We start from the raw sequence: 17,045 nt of genomic DNA, 5'->3' as shown, positions 1-17,045 counted from the left end.
TACCTTCGCATGGTCAGGAACGATCCGCCGCTCGACTCCGACTCCCTGCACACGTTGGCCGAAGAGCTGCGTGTGCTGAACGGCAAGCTGCGCCGCCGTCTGCGCGAAGAGGCGCATCTCGGCGACTTCACGCCTTCGCAAATACAGGTGCTCGGTTTGCTGGAGCGCGAGGGCTCGGCCACCGTGTCCGAACTCGCGCGCGCCCACGGCATGCGCCCGCAATCCATGAGCGAAACACTTTCCGTGCTGAAGGCCGCGGGCCTCGTGAGCGGCGCGCCCGATCCGAACGACGGCCGGCAAACCGTGCTGAGCGTCACGCCGGCCTTCCGCAAGAAGATCAAGGCAAGCCGCGCCGCGCGCGAAGACTGGCTCTTTCGCACTATCCAGACGCGCTTTTCGGCGGCCGAGCAGCAGCAGCTCGCCACCGGCGTCGAATTGCTCAAACGCCTGATCGACTCGTAATCCGTCAGACAAACCTTCGCAGGAGCACGCATGGCACTGACTACACTCGATGCAAAGACCGCACTGGTCGTGATCGATCTGCAGCAAGGCATCGTGGCGATACCCACCGTTCACCCCGCAGCGGACGTCATCAGGCGCGCCGCCTCTTTAGCCGATGCATTCCGGCGCCACGCGCTGCCCGTCGTGCTCGTCAATGTGGCGGGCGGCGCGCCCGGGCGGGCAGAACAGGCGCGCCCCACCGGCAACTTTCCACCCGGATTCGCGGACCTCGTGCCCGAACTGAAGCGAGAGGCATCGGACCATCTGGTGACGAAACGGACGTGGGGTGCCTTCACCAACACGGATCTCGAAGCGTATCTGCGCGAGCAGGGTGTGACGCAGATCGTGCTGGCGGGCGTGTCCACCAGTATCGGTGTTGAATCCACGGCGCGTTTCGCGCACGAGCTCGGCCTGAACATCGCCTTCGCCGTCGACGCGATGACCGACCTGCACCTCGACGCTCACACGAACAGCCTGACGCGAATTTTTCCGCGGCTCGGCGAAACGGGCACCACGCAGGAAGTGCTCGACATGCTGGAGCGAACCCGCGCATGAGTCTGCGCCGCGAGCCACACATCAGTTGCGCGCCAGCGCGAAAGGAGGCCTGGTGAGCAGCACATTCCGTTCGCTGCGCAACTTCAACTACCGCATGTGGGCGAGCGGCGCCATCATCTCGAATGTCGGTACATGGATGCAACGCACGGCGCAGGACTGGCTCGTGCTGACCGAACTCACGCAGCACAATGCGACTTCTGTGGGTATCGTCATGTCGCTGCAGTTCGGGCCGCAAATGCTGCTGTTGCCGCTGACCGGCTATGCCGCGGATCACTTCGACCGCCGCAAGCTGCTGTTCGTCACGCAGGCGGCCATGGGCAGTCTCGCGCTCGGGCTCGGCCTGCTGACCATCACCGGACTCGTGCAGTTATGGCACGTCTATGTTTTCGCGGGACTGCTCGGCTGCGTGACGGCTTTCGATTCGCCCGCGCGTCAGACCTTCGTATCCGATCTCGTCGGCGAAGGCGATCTGGCTAATGCTGTTGCGCTTAATTCGACGTCGTTCAACGCGGCGCGCATGATCGGCCCGGCGGTGGCCGGCTTGCTGATTGCTTCGGTGGGAACGGGCTGGGTGTTTCTGATCAACGCGCTCTCTTTCATTGCCGTGCTGGGCGCGTTGCGCATGCTGCGCGTGCGCGAACTGCATGCGAAACCGCTTGCCGTACGCTCACGCGGCAGCTTCGTGGAAGGCTTCAGGTATGTGTGGAAGCGCCCCGATCTGAAGGCCGCGCTCCTCATGCAGTTCCTGATCGGCACGTTCGGACTGAACTTCCCGATTTTCATTTCGACGATGTCCGTCACCGCGTTTCATGCAGGCGCGGGCGAATACGGCGTACTGAGTTCGACCATGGCGGTGGGCTCGGTGACGGGCGCGCTGCTCGCCGCACGCCGCGCGCGACCGCGCATGGCCTTGCTGCTCGCCGCAGCGGCCATATTCGGCGTGGGCTGCACGGCGGCTTCGCTCATGCCGAACTACGTGCTGTTCGGCATCGTGCTGGCCTTTATCGGCGTGTCGACGCAAACCTTCAACACGTCCACCAACAGCCTCGTGCAACTCTCCACTGAACCCGCGATGCGCGGCCGCGTGATCGCGATTCTGCTCGCCATCGCGCTGGGCGGCACACCGCTCGGCGCGCCGGTGGTCGGCTGGGTCGCGGATCGTTTCGGCCCGCGCTGGGCGCTGGGCGTAGGCGCGGCCTCGGGATTTGCGGCCGCGCTGGTGGGCCTGCTGTATCTCGTCAAATACCGCGGCCTGCGCGTGTTTATCGACGCGGGGCGCCTTCGCTACAGCATCGACGACCCGCGTCAGGCGCCGCCTTATGTGAGTCCCGCCATCGCCGTGCAAAATGCGGTGCTCGATGAGGCGGAAGAAGAATCGTCTTCCGGCGTGTAAAGAGATCAGTACCGCTTACTTCGCCACCGGCATCGTAAATTCGGCGCCCTTGGCGATGCTGTCGGGCCAGCGCTGCATGATGCTCTTGTAGCGCGTATAAAAACGCACGCCTTCTTCGCCGTAGGCATGGTGATCGCCGAACAGCGACTTCTTCCAGCCGCCGAACGAATGCCATGCCATCGGCACCGGAATCGGCACGTTGATGCCGACCATGCCGACCTGAATCTGCCGGCCGAACGCGCGCGCCACGCCGCCGTCGGACGTGAACAGCGACACGCCGTTACCGAACTCGTGCGCGTTGATCAATTCGACTGCGCTCGCGAAATCGGGCACACGCACCACCGCGAGCACCGGGCCGAAGATCTCTTCCTTGTAGATCTTCATGTGCGTGCCGACGTTGTCGAACAGCGTTCCGCCGATAAAGAAGCCTGCTTCGCCTGCAACCGGATGCGCGCGGCCATCCACGATGAGATTCGCGCCCTCTTCCACACCCGACGCGATATAACCGGCCACTTTCGCCTTGTGCTCGGCGGTCACGAGCGGACCCATTTCGGCGTCGAGATGTTCGCCATTCTTGATGACGAGCGACTTCACGCGCGGCACCAGCTTTTCAATCAGCTTGTCGGCGACATTGCCCACTGCGACCGCTACCGAAATCGCCATGCAGCGCTCGCCGGCCGAACCATACGCTGCGCCGATGAGTGCGTCCACGGCTTGATCAAGATCGGCGTCGGGCATCACGACGAGGTGATTCTTCGCGCCGCCGAGCGCCTGCACGCGCTTGCCGCGCTTCGACGCCTCAGTGTGGATGTACTCCGCAATCGGTGTGGAGCCGACAAACGACAGCGCCGCGACGTCCGGATGGTCGATCAGCGCGTCGACCGCGACCTTGTCGCCGTTGACCACGTTGAACACGCCGTCCGGCAGACCGGCTTCCTTCAGCAGTTCGGCAATGCGCAGCGACGTCGACGGATCGCGCTCCGACGGCTTCAGCACGAACGTGTTGCCGCAAGCGAGCGCCACAGGGAACATCCACATCGGCACCATGACGGGAAAATTGAACGGCGTGATGCCGGCGACCACGCCGAGCGCCTGACGCAGGTTCCAGTTGTCGATGCCGCCGCCGATCTGGTCGGTGAAATCGGTCTTCAGCAGGTTCGGAATGCCGCACGCGAACTCGACCACTTCGATCCCGCGCACCACCTCGCCTTGCGCGTCCGTGAACACCTTGCCGTGCTCGCGCGTGATGAGCATGGCAAGCTCGTCGTGGTGCCGGTTGAGCAGCTCCTTGAACTTGAAGAGAATCCGCGCGCGCTTGATGGGTGCCGTTTCGCTCCATGCCGGGAATGCCGCTCTCGCCGATTTCACGGCGGCATCCACTTCTTCGACCGACGCGAGCGCCACCGAGCCCGTCACCTTGCCCGTCGCGGGATTGAAGACGTCCTTGAAGCGGCCACTGGTGGGCGCAACCACCGCGCCGCCGATGTAGTGGCCCAACTGCCGCACTGACAGCTTGTCCTGCTCGTTTGCTGCATTCATTTGGTACCTCGCGTTCGGGAAAGGCCAGGCGTTAGGCGCCGGGCGGGTAGACGGATTCGAGACCCGCCAACTGTATCGACGCAACGCCGCTTATTCCCGATACAGCCAAACAGAACCGCGCCTCACTGTATTGTTTTTTGCGTAGCAACTGTATTGGATTGCCGCGCCACTGCTCGCGAAAACGCGCGGATGCGGGGCGCTGTGACGCATCGCAGCATGCGCCGGCGCCCTGCCTGTCGCCGTGTAAGTCCTGGGTTGCATAGTTCGCGCGCCGGACGCCAAATGAAGCAGCCGCACGGGGCGGGTCACCGCATTTCGGTGAGGAGGCGCGACATGGCAACGAACGCAACGGCGAGTGGCCGCAAGCATCGCGGACAGGCTGGCAAGGCAACCGCCAGCGGCTGGATCGGCTCCGCCCTCGAGTACTACGATTTCTTCATCTACGCGCAGGCCGCGGCGCTGATTTTCCCGCAGCTGTTCTTTCCATCCGGCAATCCGAAGATCGCGATCGTCGCCTCGCTCGCCACGTATGGCGTGGGTTATGTCGCGCGGCCCATCGGCGCATTCGTGCTCGGACACTGGGGCGACACGCACGGCCGCAAGAACGTCCTCCTGCTATGCATGTTCATGATGGGTTTTTCGACGATGGCGGTCGGCCTCCTGCCGACCTATCAGCACGCCGGGCTGCTCGCACCGACGCTGCTCGTCGTACTCCGTCTGATCCAGGGCTTTGCAGTGGCCGGAGAAATCTCGGGCGCGAGTTCGATGATTCTCGAACACGCCCCCTTCGGACGACGCGGCTATTACGCGAGCTTCACGCTGCAAGGCGTGCAGGCGGGCCAGATTCTCGCGGCCGCCGTGTTCCTGCCGCTCGCCTATTACATGGAGGAAAGCTCCTTCAATTCGTGGGGCTGGCGCATTCCGTTTCTACTAAGCGCGCTCGTGCTGGTGGCGGGCTACATCATCCGCCGCGAAGTCGAGGAAACGCCGGCTTTCGCGAAAGAGGACGCGAGCGGCGGCGTGCCGAAGTCGCCGATTGCCGAGGCCTTCCGCTACAACTGGCCCGACATGCTGCGTGTCGTGGGCTGCTCGCTGATGAACGTGATTCCGGTCGTCGCGACGATTTTCGGCGCTGCGTATGCGGTGCAGGCGTCGTACGGCATCGGCTTTTCGAAGAGCGTCTACCTGTGGATTCCGGTGATCGGCAATATTGTTGCCGTGCTCGTGATTCCGTATGTGGGCAACCTGTCCGACAGGATCGGGCGGCGCCTGCCGATCATCGTCGGCGCACTGGGTGCGGGGCTGCTGTCGTTCGCGTATCTGTACGCCATCAGCATTCACAACGTGGCGCTCGCGATCGTCATGTCGATCCTCATGTGGGGCGTGATCTACCAAGGCTATAACGCGACGTTCCCGAGCTTCTACCCCGAGCTTTTCCCCACGCGTTCACGCGTCTCCGCGATGGCGATCGGGCAGAACGTCGGCACTACGATTACCGCGCTGCTGCCGGCCCTGTTCGCTTACGTCGCGCCGCCGGGATCGCACAACGTTCCGGTCACCATCGGCGCGATTACCTTTGCCATTACGGTCATCGCGGCGATTACCGCGTGGAGCGCACGCGAAAATTACCGTGTCAGGCTGAGCGATCTGGGGCAGCCCGACGCAGTACCGCTCGATAAACCCAGCTATGAGCGGTTGAGGGCCGAGACCCTGGCCGAGTCGAAAAAGGCCGTGACGTCCTAGCGCGCTGCCACTTTCCGGGCGCTTGACGCAGCAGCGCGGCTGGCAGGCGCCAGCTTGACGCTACTGTGCCGCGAACTAACGCCACTGCGCGGTCAACTCGTTCGCAAGCACCATTTTTTCGCGCACCCGTTCGACGAAGGCCGCGTCCACGCCGCCTTGCGCCTTCAGAAACTTGAGCGCCGCCGAATGAACCGCGCGCGTCGCTCCACCGTCTATTCCTCCGATGCGCGCGGCGCTGCGCCGCGTTTCCTCCACCAGATCGCGCGCGCCGCTGAAATCCGGCGAGAGCCCGATCTGCGCTTCAAAGCCGGCTCGCAGGCTCGCCGCATAGTCGCGCGACTGTCCGGGCAGATCCATGTCGACGAGCAGATCGACGCCTTGTCCCATTCGGCACGCGCCGAGAATCCATAGCGCGACAAACGCGCGGTACGCATTAGTACCCTCCGCGCTGCGCGCGTACTGCTCGCACGCCGTGGCGTAAGCGTCGTCGGAAGCGGGCGCGGCCGGCGGCAATTTCACGTCGCATACGTCGATCACGTGCTTCACCAACGGCTCGGTGCGATTCAAACCGAGCATCCGGAACGGTGCCGCCACAAAGAACGGGTTGCGCCACTGCTGATTGAGCAGCCAGCCGGAAGCGAATTGCGACGCGGGATTGCGCAGCACGCCCACATGCATGGCATCGGCAAACGCGTGCCTGAGCCAGGGCAATCGTCCTGTCGACCGGCAGAACTTGAGCACCGGCACGCGGCCCTGCCGGACCGCGTCTTCGCAAAGGCTGCGCAAATAGGCCGCTAGGGCGGGAAATTCCGCGTCCGGTACGTCGCCGAAACGGTCGATGCCGAAGGTTTTGCGGTATCCGGTCACACCGCGCACGCTTTCTGGCAGGAACGGCTTGTATTCGTCGAAGTAAGGCGCCTCGAGCGGCGGATGTCCCGACGTCAGCGTGGGACGGCTCGCGGCGATCCCTTCCGTGCTCAGATCGGCGAGTACGTTACTGAGCGGCTCGTAAAAACCCGTCACGGTGTTGAGCGCGCGAAGACGCGACCACACCCACGTGCCCGCGCTGCGCCAGCCCGTGTGCAGAAATACTGCCTGTTTCAGGGCACTTTTGGGTGCGGCGTCGGCCTCTTGTGACAACGGCATCGGACTCTCTTCGATTGGTTTTGGTGGCTTTCGAACTGCTCGCGGTGTGACGGATGTAAGACGCGTTCACTCGTCCTCTTCCGCGAGACCGGCGAGCAGATCGTCGACGGCGCGATAAACGCGCTCGACGATCTCCGGGCCGACCTTGCGCTCCACTTCGCGGTACTGCGCTTCCAGATCCTTCGAGATCACGCGCACGAGGTCCACGCTCGCATCGGTGAGCGAAACCAGCACGCGGCGCTGGTCTTCCGCGAAGCGCTCCTTCGTGATCAGCTCCATGCTCTCCATGCGCGCGAGCACGCCCGCCATGCTCGGGCTCGAAATCGTGCAGATGTCCGAGATGTGGCGCGGCTCCATCGGGCCGTGCTCATCGAGCGCGCGAATCACGCGCCATTGCTGCTCGGTCAAGCCGTGCGCGGTAATCAAAGGACGAAAGCGCTCCATCATCTTTTCTCTGGCGCGCAGCAGCAGCATCGGCAGGTTGCGGTGCAAAACTCGTGTGGAAGCGGACGAAGACATAGTGGACGATGATTGAAAGCAGCCGTCGAAGCTTAAGGGAAAACCCGCGATCAGCCGACTGGCTATTGACCCTGGATCATATCAAGCGCAATACTACTAACATGTTAGTATTCATGTCGAGCCCTTCTCCAGAGGCATAGCCACTTCATGTTTGCACTTGCCGATCATCTGCTGCACCCGGAAGGCGACGCGTTGCCGCGCGACGTGGATGCACACGCCGCGGCCGCGCTGCTCGCACGCGGCGTGGCGTGCCGGCCGCCCGTCAGCGGCGCGGTCTACGGGACCTTGCTGAACGACCGTGCCGCGCTCGAGGCGCTGGGTGATGCCGTGCACGCCGCGCCCTACAAGGCGCCGCCGAAAGCGCCGGTCCTTTATCTGAAGCCGCGCAATACGCTCGCGGGGCATCGCGCGAAAGTGGTCGTGCCCGACAACGAACTGGGCCTGGAGGTGGGCGCGTCGCTCGGCATCGTGATCGGCCGCACGGCGACGCGCGTCAGCGTCGAGCGGGCATTCCATTACATCGCGGGCTACACGCTCGTGGCCGATCTCAGCGTGCCGCATACGAGCGTGTACCGGCCCTCGGTACGATTCCGCGCACGCGACGGGTTTTGCGTGATCGGCCCGGCAGTGGTCGCCGCTCGCCATGTCGCGAATCCGGACGCACTCTCCATCGCGGTTTCGCTGAACGGTGCGCCTGCATTCACGGCGAACACGGGGTCGTCGGTGCGCAATGTCGCCCGTTTGCTTGCGGACGTCACGGACTTCATGACGCTCGCGCCCGGCGACGTCATCACGCTCGGTGTGCCGCACGGCTCGCCGGTCGCGCATATCGGCGACGAGGCCGTTCTTTCGATCGGAGAACTGCCGCCGCTTGGCGTGTCGTTCGTCGGCGCAACGCAACACGACGGAGAACAGCCATGATGCGCGGCCGTGTAGCGTATGCAGGCGCGATCCACGAAGCCTGTCCGCACGCAGAAGGCGTGCAACTCGCAGACGGACGCGTGCGCCGCGAAGAAGAGCTTGTCTGGCTCGCGCCTGTCGAAGTGGGCACCCTCTTCGCTCTTGGCCTGAATTACGCCGAGCATGCGAAGGAATTGCAGTTCAACAAGCAGGAAGAGCCTCTCGTGTTTCTCAAGGGACCGGGCACCGTGATAGGTCATCGCGGCTCGACTCGCCGCCCCGCCGACGTCGCTTTCATGCACTACGAGTGCGAGCTCGCTGTCGTGATCGGCCAGACTGCGCGCAATGTCGAGCGCGAAAACGCCATGCAGCACGTGGCCGGCTACATGATTGCGAACGACTACGCGATTCGCGACTACCTGGAAAACTATTACCGTCCCAACCTGCGCGTGAAAAATCGCGACGGCGCCACGGTGCTCGGCCCCTGGTTCGTCGATGCAGCCGATATTGAAGACGTAACGCAACTCGAACTGCGCACGTTCGTCAACGGCACACTGCAACAGCGCGGCAATACGCGCGATCTCGTGACCGATATTCCCGCGCTGATCGAATACCTGAGCGGCTTCATGACACTCGCACCCGGCGACGTGATTCTGACCGGCACGCCCGAAGGCATCGTCAACGTGAACGTGGGCGACGAAGTGGTATGCGAGATCGACGGCCTCGGGCGCCTCGTCAACACGATTGCCTCCGACGCGGATTTCGGCCGCGCCTGAGTGCCGCAGGAACCAGCGCGAAAACAGTAAAGGACAACGCAATGCGAATCGAACATCTGATCGACGGCAAGACGGTCGGCGCAAAAGACTACTTCGAAACCGTGAACCCGGCGACGCAGGAAGTGCTCGCCGAAGTCGCGCGCGGCGGCGAGCAGGAAGTCCATGCCGCGGTGCGCGCCGCAAAAGAAGCGTTTCCCGCTTGGGCGGCCAAACCTGCGGCCGAACGCGCGAAACTGATCCGCAAGCTCGGCGAGTTGATCGCGAAAAACGTACAGGATATTTCGGAAACCGAAACAAAAGACACGGGCCAGACAATCTCCCAGACGGGCAAGCAACTCGTGCCGCGCGCCGCCGACAACTTCAGCTACTTTGCCGAAATGTGCACGCGGGTGGACGGCCACACCTATCCGACGGACACGCACCTCAACTACACGCTGTTTCACCCGGTCGGCGTGTGCGCGCTGATCTCGCCGTGGAATGTGCCGTTCATGACGGCGACGTGGAAAGTCGCGCCCTGTCTCGCGTTCGGCAATACGGCCGTGTTGAAGATGAGCGAACTGTCGCCGCTGACCGCCTCGATGCTCGGCGACCTTGCGCTGGAAGCCGGCATTCCCGCCGGCGTGCTGAACGTGGTGCACGGCTTCGGCAAGGAAACCGGCGAGCCGCTCGTCGCGCATCCGCATGTGCACGCGGTTTCGTTCACCGGCTCCACCGCGACCGGCAACCGCATTGTGCAAACCGCCGGCCTCAAGAAGTTTTCGATGGAACTGGGCGGCAAGTCGCCGTTCGTGATTTTCGACGACGCCGATTTCGAACGCGCACTCGACGCCGCCGTCTTCATGATCTTCTCGAACAACGGCGAGCGCTGTACCGCCGGCTCGCGGATTCTCGTGCAGAAATCCATCTATGCAAAGTTTGCCGAACGCTTCGTTGAACGGGCGAAGCGTCTCGCGGTGGGCGACCCGCTCGCTGACAGCACCATCATTGGGCCGATGATCAGCCAGGGACATCTGGCCAAGGTCCGCAGCTATATCGAGCTGGGGCCGAAAGAAGGCGCCACGCTCGCGTGCGGCGGGCTCGACACGCCGGCTTTGCCCGACGCCATGCGCAAAGGCAACTTTGTGATGCCCACGGTTTTCGTGGACGTCGACAACCGCATGCGCATCGCGCAGGAAGAGATCTTCGGCCCCGTCGCGTGCCTGATTCCCTTCGACGACGAAGCCGACGCAATCCGCCTCGCCAACGACATCTCATACGGTTTGTCGAGCTACATCTGGACGGAAAACACCGGACGCGCGCATCGCGTCGCGGCCGCCGTGGAAGCCGGCATGTGCTTCGTCAACAGCCAGAACGTACGCGACCTGCGGCAGCCGTTCGGCGGCACGAAAGCATCGGGCGTGGGGCGCGAAGGCGGCACCTGGAGCTACGAAGTGTTCCTCGAACCGAAGAACGTGTGCGTCTCGCTCGGTTCGCATCACATTCCGCGCTGGGGCGTCTGACGCGCTGCACCTATCCCACGCGGGACGCAGCGCGTCTCGCGGCACAGACAGAAGGAGACCGCGATGGGCAAGCTCGCGCTGGCAGCAAAAGTGACACACGTGCCGTCGTTATATCTGTCGGAGCTCGACGGGCCGCATCAGGGTTGCCGTCAGCCCGCGATCGACGGCCATCATGAAATCGGCCGGCGCTGCCGCGAAATGGGCGTGGATACGATCGTCGTGTTCGACGTGCATTGGCTCGTCAACAGCGAGTACCACATCAATTGCGCGCCGAAGTTCGAGGGTGTCTACACGAGCAACGAATTGCCGCACTTCATCAGGAACATGCCGTACGCGTATCCCGGCAATGTCGGACTCGGCAATCTGATCGCGGAGGTCGCCAACGAAATGGGCGTAAAAAGCCGCGCGCACAGCGAGACCACGCTCGAACTCGAATACGGCACGCTCGTGCCCATGCGCTATATGAATAGCGACCAGCATTTCAAGGCGGTTTCGGTGGCCGGCTGGTGCATGTGGCATCAACTGGAAACGAGCGCGCGGTTTGGCCTCGCGGTGCGCAAGGCAATCGAGGAGCGCTATGACGGCACCGTTGCCATTCTTGCGAGCGGATCGCTGAGTCACCATTTCGCCGACAACGGTACGGCCGAGCAGTTCATGCACAAGGTCTGGAATCCCTTTCTCGAACAGATGGACCGCCAGGTGGTCGAGCTATGGCAAGCCGGCGACTGGAAAACCTTCTGCGAAATGCTGCCGCTTTACAACGAGAAATGCTGGGGCGAAGGCGGCATGCACGACACGGCCATGCTGCTCGGCGCGCTGGGTTGGGACCGCTATGAAGGCAAGGTGGAAGTCATCACGCCGTATTTCGGCAGTTCGGGAACCGGCCAGATCAATGCGATTTTTCCGGTCACACCGCTGCCCGCGTGAATCAACACTAAGGAGGTTATCGTGCCGCATCTGACACTCGAGTACAGCGCGAATCTCGCCGACAGCGAGCGTATCGGCCGCCTGTGCACTACGCTCGCTCAATGCCTCGCCGAACAGCGCGAGCAGGAACGGCCTGTCTATCCGCTCGGCGGCATTCGCGTGCGCGCGCTGCGTTGCGAACACTATTGCATTGCCGATGGACGCGCCGACGCAGCGTTTCTGCACGCCAACCTGAAGATCGCCGCGGGCCGCTCGGACGCCACTAAAAAGGCCACCGGCGACGCGCTCTTCGCGCGTATCAAGGAGCACTTCGCCGATGAGTTCGAACATAGCGGCCTCGCGTTGTCGCTGGAAATCAACGAATTCAGCGAAGCCGGCACGTGGAAACACAACAACCTCCACGCGCGGCTCAAAGCACAGTAGCCAGCCCGGGCATGCTCATGGCGGCTCCATAGAGAACTCATTATGTTAGATCAGCAAACTATTCGCGCGCTTGCGGCGCAACTCGATGAGGCCGAGAAGACGCGCACGCAGTTGCGCCACTTTTCGGCTGCGTATCCGCACATGACCGTCGAGGACGGCTACGCCATCCAGCGCGAGTGGGTCAAACTCAAGCTCGCAGAAGGACACGTGATCAAGGGCCGCAAGATCGGCCTCACGTCGCGCGCGATGCAGCGTTCGTCGCAGATCGACGAGCCGGACTACGCGCCGCTCCTCGACAGCATGTTTATCGAAAACGGCCAGGACATTCGCGCGGATCGCTTCATTGCGCCGCGTGTGGAGGTGGAGCTGGCGTTCGTGCTGAACAAGCCGCTCAAAGGCCCGGGCGTCACGCTGTTCGATGTGCTCGACGCCACGGCTTACGTCACGCCCGCGGTGGAAATCATCGACGCGCGCATCGAACAGTTCGACCGCGAGACGCGCGCCCCCCGCAAGGTCTACGACACGATCTCCGACTTTGCGGCCAATGCGGGCGTCGTGCTCGGCGGCCGGCCCGTGCGTCCGCTCGATGTCGATCTGCGCTGGGTCGGCGCGCTGCTTTACAGGAACGGCGCCGTCGAGGAAAGCGGGCTCGCCGCGGCCGTGCTCAATCATCCCGCCACAGGCGTTGCGTGGCTCGCCAACAAGATCGCCCCGTACGACGAAATGCTCAACACGAACGACGTGATTCTGAGCGGCTCGTTTACGAGCCCCATTGCCGCGAAGGCCGGCGACACTTTCCATGTCGACTACGGCCCGCTCGGCGGCATCGCTTTGAATTTCATTTGAGTGTGCCCATGTCTTTGCCGCCCAACCCCTTCAAACGCGCGCTGCGCGAAGGCACCCCGCAGTTCGGCCTGTGGGCCGCGCTTGCCGACGCCTATGTCACCGAGCTGCTCGCCACGGCCGGCTTTGACTGGCTGCTGATCGACAACGAGCACGCGCCGAACGACGTGCGCAGCACGCTTGCGCAATTGCAGGCGGTCGCCGCCTACGCATCGCATCCTGTCGTGCGTCCGGTGCGAAGCGACAGCGCCGTGATCAAACAGCTGCTCGACATCGGCGCACAGACCTTGCTGTTGCCGATGATCGACACCGCCGAACAGGCCGCCGATGCCGTCGCCGCCACGCGCTACCCGCCGCATGGCATTCGCGGCGTCGGCAGCGCATTGGCGCGCGCGTCGCGCTGGAACCGCGTGCCGGACTATCTCGCTCGGGCCGCCGACGAACTGTGCGTGCTCGTGCAAGTGGAAACCGTACAAGGCATGGTCAATCTGCCTGCCATTGCCGCGGTGGACGGCGTTGACGGCGTGTTCTTCGGCCCTTCGGACCTGAGCGCGTCGATGGGGCTGCTCGGCAAGCCGGGCGATGCCAGCGTGCGCGAGGCGATTCGCGGCGGCATAGCGAGCGTGCGGCGCGCGGGCAAGGCCGCGGGCGTGCTCGCGCCGGATCGCGCGATTGCAGAGGAATACCTCGCGGCAGGCGCGAGTTTTGTGGCGGTCGGAACCGATACCGGTTTGCTGAGCCGCGCGGCAGCGGACCTCGCCGCGTCATATAAGGACGATGTCGAGGCTCATGTTGTCGTGAAAGGCAGCTATTGAAAGCGCACCCACGCAGCGGCCATCGCCACGCGGCCCGTCATTCCCCCGCCGGCCACGGCAAGCCTTGCGCCGACCAGTCGAGCTCCACACCGATCACGGAACGCTCTTTCTCGAACTGCACGGCGAGCGTGACGGCAATGCACGGCCTGCCGCTCGCGAGCGAAAGATACGGATTACTGGCTATTGCCACACCCGGCAGCAGCACGGCGTTGCGATAGTACGGCCGATGATCCCAGCGTGCATCGCGTGGATTGGCCACCGGATGCAGCGACGTGCTTTCCTTGCTCCACGCCGGGCCCGGCACTTCGGCGCCAACCTGCCGCCCCGCGTCGTCGAGAATGAAGCAGCTCACGCAATGCTCGAACGTCGCGAGCGACGCGAAGGCGCGCTTCATCTCCGTGCCCGCGCGCAATGCGTCCGCAGCCTCGAGCAGCGCGACGCGGTACGGCTCCACGACAGATTCGAACAACGCATACTGATGCGCACGGCCTTGCGCGATCACGTCGAAAGCGTCGTCGATACGCAGATGGACCGAACCCGGCGGCGCGATCTCCGCTGCAGGACGTCCCAGCAGATAGCCTTGCGCGAAGTCCACATTCGATTCCACCGCGAGAATGAGTTCCTCGGTCGTCTCGACTCCCTCCACCACCACGAGCATGCCGGCCTGATGCAGCAGCGACACGAGTTTCGGCAGAATCGGCTGCCCGGTGCCGTGCCCCGTTGCGCGGATCAGTTCGCCGTCGAGCTTGACGATGTCCGGACGGATGCGCAGCAGCCGGTCCAGATTCGATTGACCCGCGCCGAAATCGTCGACGGCGATAAGGAACCCGTGCTCGCGGTACAGGGCCGCCGCGCGCGACATCTCGTCGACGCTGCCGCCGTGCGATTCCAGGATCTCGAGAATGACCTGCCCCGGCGCGAGCCCCACCCTTTGCACGATGCCGGCAAGCTCGTCGGCATAGCCTTCGGCGACGAAGGTGGCCGGGAGGATGTTCAGAAAGAGCCAGCCGTCCGCCGGCAGCGAGGCGCGCGCGTTGGCCAGATGCACGGCGTGACTCGCGCGGTCGAGCACGCCTTCGTCGCTGGAGGCCTTGGGCGCGAACAGCACAGCCGGCGGCAGCAGCGTGCCGTCGTTGAGTTCGCCGCGCAGCAGCGCCTCGAAGCCGACCTGCTTCTGATGCGACAAGCTGAAGAGCGGCTGAAAATGCGAGGTCAGGTAATAGTCTTCCCATCGATGCCGCGAGCCCGGCGCGCCCGCTGCGCCGCAGGCGTCCTCGATCAGCAGTTGCAGCGGCGCGTCGGGCAGCGGGCGCTCCGCGCACACGCGGTTGCGGCCCGAATGCTTGGCGCGCAGCAACGCCTCGTCGGCGCGATCCAGCAGCACCATGATGTTTTCGCCGCCACGGTGCTCCGCCACGCCGAAGCTGGCCGTCAGATTGCCGTCCGGGCGTTCAAGCGCGGCAATCGCGCCGCGCAACCGCTCGGCAAGACGCAGCGCCCCCGCCAGGTCCTCGCCCGACAGCACCGCGAATTCCTCGCCGCCGATCCGGCTCACGCTGTCGCCGTGCGTGGTCCCGTCGAGCAGAACCTGCGCGACCTGCCGCAACGCGAGGTCGCCCACCGCATGACCGAACCGGTCGTTCAGTGACTTGAAATTGTCGATGTCGACAAAAATAGCGCTGACCTGGCCGCCGCGCGCGACGTCGGCGAGGCGCCGCTCGGCCTGGGCGACGAAGGCGCGGCGGTTTTGCAGGCCGGTTAGCGGATCGGTCGCGGCCAGTTGCGCCAGCTGATCCTCGAGCAAAAAGTGATTGCGCCGGAATGCGTAGAAGCCGAAATGAAAGACCACGGCGGTGGGCATGCCGATCGCCGCCACCCACATCCACACGACAACGTCGGCGTCCGCGGTGCGTGGCGCGCCGAGCAGCAAGCCGATCGCCGTCGCATAGAAGAGCGCGCTGCCGACGAAGAAATGCGTCGGCGTCAGCCACAAGGGCGCAGCGCAAACCGGGATCACGACCATCGCCGGCAAAATCCACAAGAGCGGCTGTTGCGCGCCCGCGACATTCAGCGCCAGACCGACCACCAGCGTGATCGAGAAAGCCACGCCGATCGCGCCGAACGTCCACGTCGATTTCGTGCGCGGAATGGCCAGCACGAGCAGCGCCAGCACGAGGGCGCAGCCGAGCCGGTAGACGAGCGGCGCGGCCGCACCGCCCGCGAGGCCGCGTGCCGCCACGAGACACAGGAAAGCGACGACCGTGAACGCCATCGTGACCGTCGAGAGCGGACGCTGATGTTCAAGCGAGCGCCGGTGAAAGCGCTCGCGCAGGCCGGCATCGGCCAAGTGCTGCGGCGAGGTGAGGAGCATAGGATGGCTAGCGGGCGGGTCCGGTCACTCTATCCATGTATATCGGCAAACATCTGACAAATATTTAGCCTGCTCGCCAATTATTCGGCAATTAATACCCGTCCACTATTTGGCGTGCGAATGGGCAGGGCTGTGTCACAAATCCGACACGCGTTTTCCCGAAGGCAGCCGGATTGTTAAAGATCATAGAGGACGGGTTCGGCAATAAATTCCGGCTGTATTATTGCGCCCTGATTGTCGGCGGGACGCAGTTGAGGCCAGGGCCGAAAGGAACCGAAAGGCTAAAACCACGGCCCGGCGTGCCGTTAATACGGCCAGCGCTCTCCGGTTTGCCCGGGCAGTCAACTCGAAATCGCTGCACGGCCGCAGCGGCTTCTTTCGTCGGACAAAGCGTTCGCGCGTATCGGACAGGTGACGGAAAGTGGCTAAAAGTTAATGTCTTCAGTAGACTGCACCGGCATGTGCGGAAGCGTCTGGTTAATGCGGGAAAACTGACCTGCACTGACCTACGCCCCCTGCGCCGCGTGCAATGCGCGATTTACACGAACACCTTCCCTGCACCCGGCTGTCTTTGGCCGCTTTGAGCGGTTGCATACGACGGCCATTTCCCAGACAACATGGCTGCAATCCTGGATTACCTGCTGGACCGTCAACTGTCGCCGCAATGGCGAGGCATGCTGTCCGCTCTCGCCTCGGAGTTCGAGGCGCAGATTGGCCACGATGAACTGCGTCAGCTTATGCACCGTGTCGGCAGCCGCTTTGCGGCTGCGCATCCGCTGCCTGCCTGCGACTCGACCGCGGATCTCGCGCGGACCTTGAACGCGCGCTGGCAGGAAATCGATTGGGGCTATGTGGAACTGGCCGACGAACGCGAGTCGCTGCGCATTGTCCATTACTGCGCGCCGCTGCCGGCATTCGGCGCGAGCGCGCTCGCGTGGACGCCGGCGTTTCTCGAAGGCGCGTACCAGACGTGGCTGAGCGCGCTGGGTGCGCAGGGGTTGTCGGTCGTGCAGACGGGCCAGTATGCAGCCGACACGGCGCTCGAGTTTCGCCTCGGCCGTCACGCGCTGTAACACAACAACGATAGAGGCTGGC

General features: G+C 63.8%; 16 protein-coding genes. 12 read left to right on the top strand and 4 right to left on the bottom strand.

The genetic code is table 11. The features are described 5' to 3' along the window. Positions 1 to 9: 9 nt before the first annotated feature. From HV711_RS05305 to HV711_RS05295, 3 genes are read left to right on the top strand one after another with little or no spacing between them, the layout of a single operon-like run. Complete coding sequence (locus tag HV711_RS05305) at positions 10 to 462, top strand: MarR family winged helix-turn-helix transcriptional regulator (protein ID WP_035478101.1); 453 nt, start codon at positions 10 to 12, stop codon at positions 460 to 462. A gap of 30 nt (positions 463 to 492) precedes the next feature. Beyond that, complete coding sequence (locus tag HV711_RS05300; protein WP_028360213.1) at positions 493 to 1,056, top strand: isochorismatase family protein; 564 nt, start codon at positions 493 to 495, stop codon at positions 1,054 to 1,056. A 52-nt stretch (positions 1,057 to 1,108) separates the two neighbouring features. Then, positions 1,109 to 2,449, top strand: coding sequence for an MFS transporter (locus tag HV711_RS05295; protein WP_014973081.1), 1,341 nt, complete (start codon positions 1,109 to 1,111; stop codon positions 2,447 to 2,449). Positions 2,450 to 2,464: 15 nt separating this feature from the next. Here HV711_RS05295 and HV711_RS05290 read toward each other — a convergent pair whose 3' ends face one another. Then, entirely contained in the window at positions 2,465 to 3,988 is a 1,524-nt protein-coding gene (locus HV711_RS05290) for a CoA-acylating methylmalonate-semialdehyde dehydrogenase (RefSeq protein ID WP_035478099.1), read from the bottom strand. Positions 3,989 to 4,321: 333 nt separating this feature from the next. On the opposite strand from HV711_RS05290, the gene HV711_RS05285 reads away from it, so the two are divergent. Continuing rightward, positions 4,322 to 5,731 carry an MFS transporter gene (locus HV711_RS05285; protein WP_014973079.1) on the top strand — a complete coding sequence of 470 codons (1,410 nt, stop codon included), beginning with the start codon at positions 4,322 to 4,324 and terminating at the stop codon, positions 5,729 to 5,731. 75 nt (positions 5,732 to 5,806) lie between these two features. Here the strand turns inward: HV711_RS05285 and HV711_RS05280 are convergent, their stop codons facing one another. Further along, positions 5,807 to 6,877, bottom strand: coding sequence for a hypothetical protein (locus HV711_RS05280; protein ID WP_035478096.1), 1,071 nt, complete (start codon positions 6,875 to 6,877; stop codon positions 5,807 to 5,809). Positions 6,878 to 6,943: 66 nt separating this feature from the next. Next, the gene (gene hpaR, locus HV711_RS05275) at positions 6,944 to 7,351 is read right to left on the bottom strand and encodes a homoprotocatechuate degradation operon regulator HpaR (RefSeq protein ID WP_013591803.1); all 408 of its coding nucleotides are present in this window, start codon (positions 7,349 to 7,351) and stop codon (positions 6,944 to 6,946) included. Between the two features lie 192 nt (positions 7,352 to 7,543). Between hpaR and HV711_RS05270 the strand changes: the two genes are divergently transcribed. The 7 genes from HV711_RS05270 to hpaI all read left to right on the top strand — a co-directional run bounded on the left by HV711_RS05270 (position 7,544) and on the right by hpaI (position 13,579). Further along, entirely contained in the window at positions 7,544 to 8,317 is a 774-nt protein-coding gene (locus HV711_RS05270) for a fumarylacetoacetate hydrolase family protein (RefSeq protein WP_035478094.1), read from the top strand. Continuing rightward, positions 8,314 to 9,072 carry a fumarylacetoacetate hydrolase family protein gene (locus HV711_RS05265; protein ID WP_014973075.1) on the top strand — a complete coding sequence of 253 codons (759 nt, stop codon included), beginning with the start codon at positions 8,314 to 8,316 and terminating at the stop codon, positions 9,070 to 9,072. Before HV711_RS05270 ends, HV711_RS05265 begins: the two co-directional genes overlap by 4 nt. A gap of 41 nt (positions 9,073 to 9,113) precedes the next feature. Continuing rightward, complete coding sequence (gene hpaE, locus HV711_RS05260) at positions 9,114 to 10,571, top strand: 5-carboxymethyl-2-hydroxymuconate semialdehyde dehydrogenase (protein ID WP_035478091.1); 1,458 nt, start codon at positions 9,114 to 9,116, stop codon at positions 10,569 to 10,571. A 63-nt stretch (positions 10,572 to 10,634) separates the two neighbouring features. Then, on the top strand, positions 10,635 to 11,498 hold the full coding sequence (hpaD, locus tag HV711_RS05255; protein ID WP_028360220.1) for a 3,4-dihydroxyphenylacetate 2,3-dioxygenase: 864 nt from the start codon (positions 10,635 to 10,637) through the stop codon (positions 11,496 to 11,498). A gap of 21 nt (positions 11,499 to 11,519) precedes the next feature. Beyond that, the gene (locus HV711_RS05250; protein WP_035478088.1) at positions 11,520 to 11,921 is read left to right on the top strand and encodes a 5-carboxymethyl-2-hydroxymuconate Delta-isomerase; all 402 of its coding nucleotides are present in this window, start codon (positions 11,520 to 11,522) and stop codon (positions 11,919 to 11,921) included. Between the two features lie 42 nt (positions 11,922 to 11,963). Beyond that, on the top strand, positions 11,964 to 12,767 hold the full coding sequence (gene hpaH / locus HV711_RS05245) for a 2-oxo-hept-4-ene-1,7-dioate hydratase (RefSeq protein ID WP_013591797.1): 804 nt from the start codon (positions 11,964 to 11,966) through the stop codon (positions 12,765 to 12,767). A gap of 8 nt (positions 12,768 to 12,775) precedes the next feature. Continuing rightward, the gene (gene hpaI / locus HV711_RS05240) at positions 12,776 to 13,579 is read left to right on the top strand and encodes a 4-hydroxy-2-oxoheptanedioate aldolase (protein ID WP_035478085.1); all 804 of its coding nucleotides are present in this window, start codon (positions 12,776 to 12,778) and stop codon (positions 13,577 to 13,579) included. A 37-nt stretch (positions 13,580 to 13,616) separates the two neighbouring features. Here hpaI and HV711_RS05235 read toward each other — a convergent pair whose 3' ends face one another. Beyond that, positions 13,617 to 15,950: a bifunctional diguanylate cyclase/phosphodiesterase gene (locus HV711_RS05235; protein ID WP_035478083.1), complete on the bottom strand. Its 2,334-nt coding sequence runs from the start codon at positions 15,948 to 15,950 to the stop codon at positions 13,617 to 13,619. A 617-nt stretch (positions 15,951 to 16,567) separates the two neighbouring features. Between HV711_RS05235 and bcsD the strand changes: the two genes are divergently transcribed. Next, positions 16,568 to 17,023 (top strand): cellulose biosynthesis protein BcsD, encoded by a 456-nt coding sequence (bcsD, locus tag HV711_RS05230; RefSeq protein ID WP_013591794.1) that lies wholly within the window; start codon positions 16,568 to 16,570, stop codon positions 17,021 to 17,023. The last annotated feature ends 22 nt before the right edge of the window (positions 17,024 to 17,045 follow it).

This window comes from Paraburkholderia phenoliruptrix (assembly GCF_902859825.1).
Classification (GTDB): domain Bacteria; phylum Pseudomonadota; class Gammaproteobacteria; order Burkholderiales; family Burkholderiaceae; genus Paraburkholderia; species Paraburkholderia phenoliruptrix.
The sequence above is the reverse complement of the archived record's forward strand: the minus strand, read 5'-3'. Positions and strand labels throughout refer to the sequence as shown.